This window comes from Clostridium sp. (assembly GCF_021443865.1).
Lineage (GTDB): Bacteria > Bacillota > Clostridia > Clostridiales > Clostridiaceae > Clostridium.
The window spans coordinates 15,447-18,165 of the sequence record NZ_JABUTB010000086.1 but is presented as its reverse complement, the minus strand read 5'-3'; the positions used below and the strand labels follow the sequence as shown (position 1 = coordinate 18,165).

Annotated in this window: 2 protein-coding genes and 1 pseudogene; all 3 read left to right on the top strand. The window is 26.4% G+C overall.

The annotated features are described in order from the left end of the window. Nucleotides 1–1,136: sigma-54 dependent transcriptional regulator (locus HUJ77_RS12880; protein WP_366033432.1), on the top strand; the 1,136-nt coding region annotated here is incomplete at its 5' end. Between the two features lie 18 nt (nt 1,137–1,154). Continuing rightward, on the top strand, nt 1,155–1,835 hold the full coding sequence (locus HUJ77_RS12875; RefSeq protein ID WP_291709244.1) for an HAD hydrolase-like protein: 681 nt from the start codon (nt 1,155–1,157) through the stop codon (nt 1,833–1,835). 271 nt (nt 1,836–2,106) lie between these two features. Beyond that, a pseudogene (locus HUJ77_RS12870) lies at nt 2,107–2,649 on the top strand (amidohydrolase family protein); the annotation flags it as partial. Nucleotides 2,650–2,719: the final 70 nt, after the last annotated feature.

Here is a 2,719-nt window from a genome sequence, read left to right as displayed (position 1 = left end):
TAGAAGTTGACTTAGAAAAAGAAGAAAATAAAATAATAATAAAATATAAGGAGATTGAGTTTGACGGAATAGGAGAAGTTTTAAATATCAATAGCACTTCTTATAACTATAAAAGTGTAATTATATTAAACAAAATATGTAACAAAGACAAATGTAATAATGAAACTCAAAATAATGTATGGGGAGAAGTAGCTTTAGATTCTATAATTGGAGAATCTGATTCTATGAAAAGTATTAAAGAAAAAATCATGAAAATAGCTAACTCTACCTCATCTGTTCTTATAACAGGAGAAAGTGGTACTGGAAAAGAAGTAATAGCAAGAGCAATACATTCACAAAGTAATAGAAGAAACAGACCATTTGTTGCTATTAATTGCGCGGCTATACCAGAACCCTTACTAGAAAGTGAACTTTTTGGTTATTCAAAGGGAGCTTTTAGTGGAGCTAGTAATTCTGGAAGAGTTGGTAAGTTTGAATTAGCTAATGGTGGTATTATATTTTTAGATGAAATTGGAGACATGCCACTTTCATTACAAGTAAAGTTGCTTAGAGTATTACAAGAAAGAAAATTTTCTAAGGTTGGTTCTAATAAAATGATAAATTTAGATATTAGAGTTATATGTGCAACTAATAAAAATATAAGAGAAATGATTAATGAAAAAACCTTTAGAGAAGACCTATATTATAGAATAAATGTAATTCCTATAGAATTACCTAATCTTTCTCAAAGAAAAGAAGATATAAAGCCATTAGTATTAAACTTTATAGATAAATATTGTATAATGAATAATTTACCTAAAATAGATATTGAAGATAAGGTAATTGATAAATTAAAAAACTATCCTTGGAAGGGAAATATAAGAGAATTACAAAATTCAGTAGAATTTATGATTAATCTAGTTGATGAAGATAATTTAATAACTACAAGTATTTTACCAGAATATATAACTGAATTTTATGCTAAAAATGAAGAGCCTTTAGATGAAATTTTAGAGGGCGAATTAATAACCTTGGAGGAGCTAGAAAAAAAGTATATAAAATATGCCTTAAAAAAGTATGGATATGATACAAAAGGAAAATCTAAAGCAGCTAAGAAATTAGGAATTGGACTAGCTACCTTATATAGAAAAAGCTAGGAAAGGTAATTTGATTTTATGAAATATAAATGCTTAATTTTAGATCATGATGATACAGTAGCTAAGAGTACTCCTAATATACATTATCCTTCTTTTATAGAAGCACTAAAAGTACTAAGGCCAAATTGTAGTAAAATGTCATTAGAAGAATTTATTTTAAAATGTTTTAATCCAGGCTTTTCAGAGTTATGTAAGAATATTTTACATTTTAATGAGAAGGAACAAGAATATCAATATAATATTTGGACAAATTATACACAAAACAATATACCTGAATTTTATTCTGGATTTAAAGAACTAATTAATGACTTTAAAGAAAATGGAGGAATAATTTGTGTTTCATCTCATTCAGAAAGTCATAGAATAAAAAGGGATTATATAGCCAATTGTGGAATAGTGCCAGATAAAATATTCGGATGGGATAGTGATGAAGATAAAAGAAAACCAAGTCCCTATTCTATTGAAGAAACTATTAGGTTATTTAAATTAAATAAAGAGGATATTCTTGTAGTTGATGATTTAAAGTCAGGTTTAGATATGGCAAATGCAGGTGGTGTAGATTTTGCTAGTGCAGGTTGGTCGCATTTAATACCAGAAATAATTTGCTATATGAAGGATAATTCTAAATATTATTTTAGAGATGTTAAAGAATTAAGAAACTTAATATTTGAAAAGGGGCTGTCACACAATGTAAAATGAATAATTAAAAATGTAAAATTAACGAAGAAACTTAATTTAGGAGCTGTTGCGACAGCTCCTTTTTTATTTATTTATATACTTACTAAAGTATAGCAAGAATTTAATTTTTCTTAAAATGATAATTTGAATTATTGATATGATAAAAATAATTTTTAATACAGAAAAAAGCAATGCAATAAATAAAGTTAAAAGGGGTAAGCAGAATAATTAGAAGTTGGCATGATAAATGCTAGAAATATTAATAATTCTAATTATATTGGAGGTAAGATTAATGATTCTAATAGGAAATGGTATGGTTATTACACAAAATGCAAAAATGCCATTTATAAAAAATGGAGCTGTAGTTTTAAAGGATAATCTTATATTAGAAGTGGGAGATTTTGATAATTTAAAAGATAAATATAAAGAGTGTGAATTTATTGATGCTAAAGGAAAGGTTATAATGCCAGGACTTATAAACACTCATCACCATATTTATAGTGCTTTTGCAAGAGGGATGGATAATAAAGAAAAACCAGCATCAAATTTTAATGAGATACTAGAAAGATTATGGTGGAAATTAGATAAGAAGCTAAGTCTTGAAGAAACTAAATACAGTGCTTATACAACTTACATAGATTGTATAAAAAATGGTGTAACTACAGTATTTGATCATCATGCTAGTCCAATGAGTATAACAAATAGCTTGTTTACAATAGGAGAAGTTAGTAAGGAAATTGGTATTAGAACTTCTTTATGTTATGAAGTTTCAGATAGAGATGGATTAAATATAAGAAATGAAGGAATTAATGAAAATATAAACTTTATAAAATACTTCCTCAACATGTTGTTGATGTAATTATGAAAAGAAGAAAAATTGTGTAAGTATAACTATATACATCATC

Bases quoted from the DNA above. Each gene is read 5' to 3' on its own strand.
- HUJ77_RS12875 (WP_291709244.1), top strand. From the start codon at position 1,155: ATGAAATATAAATGCTTAATTTTAGATCATGATGATACAGTAGCTAAG.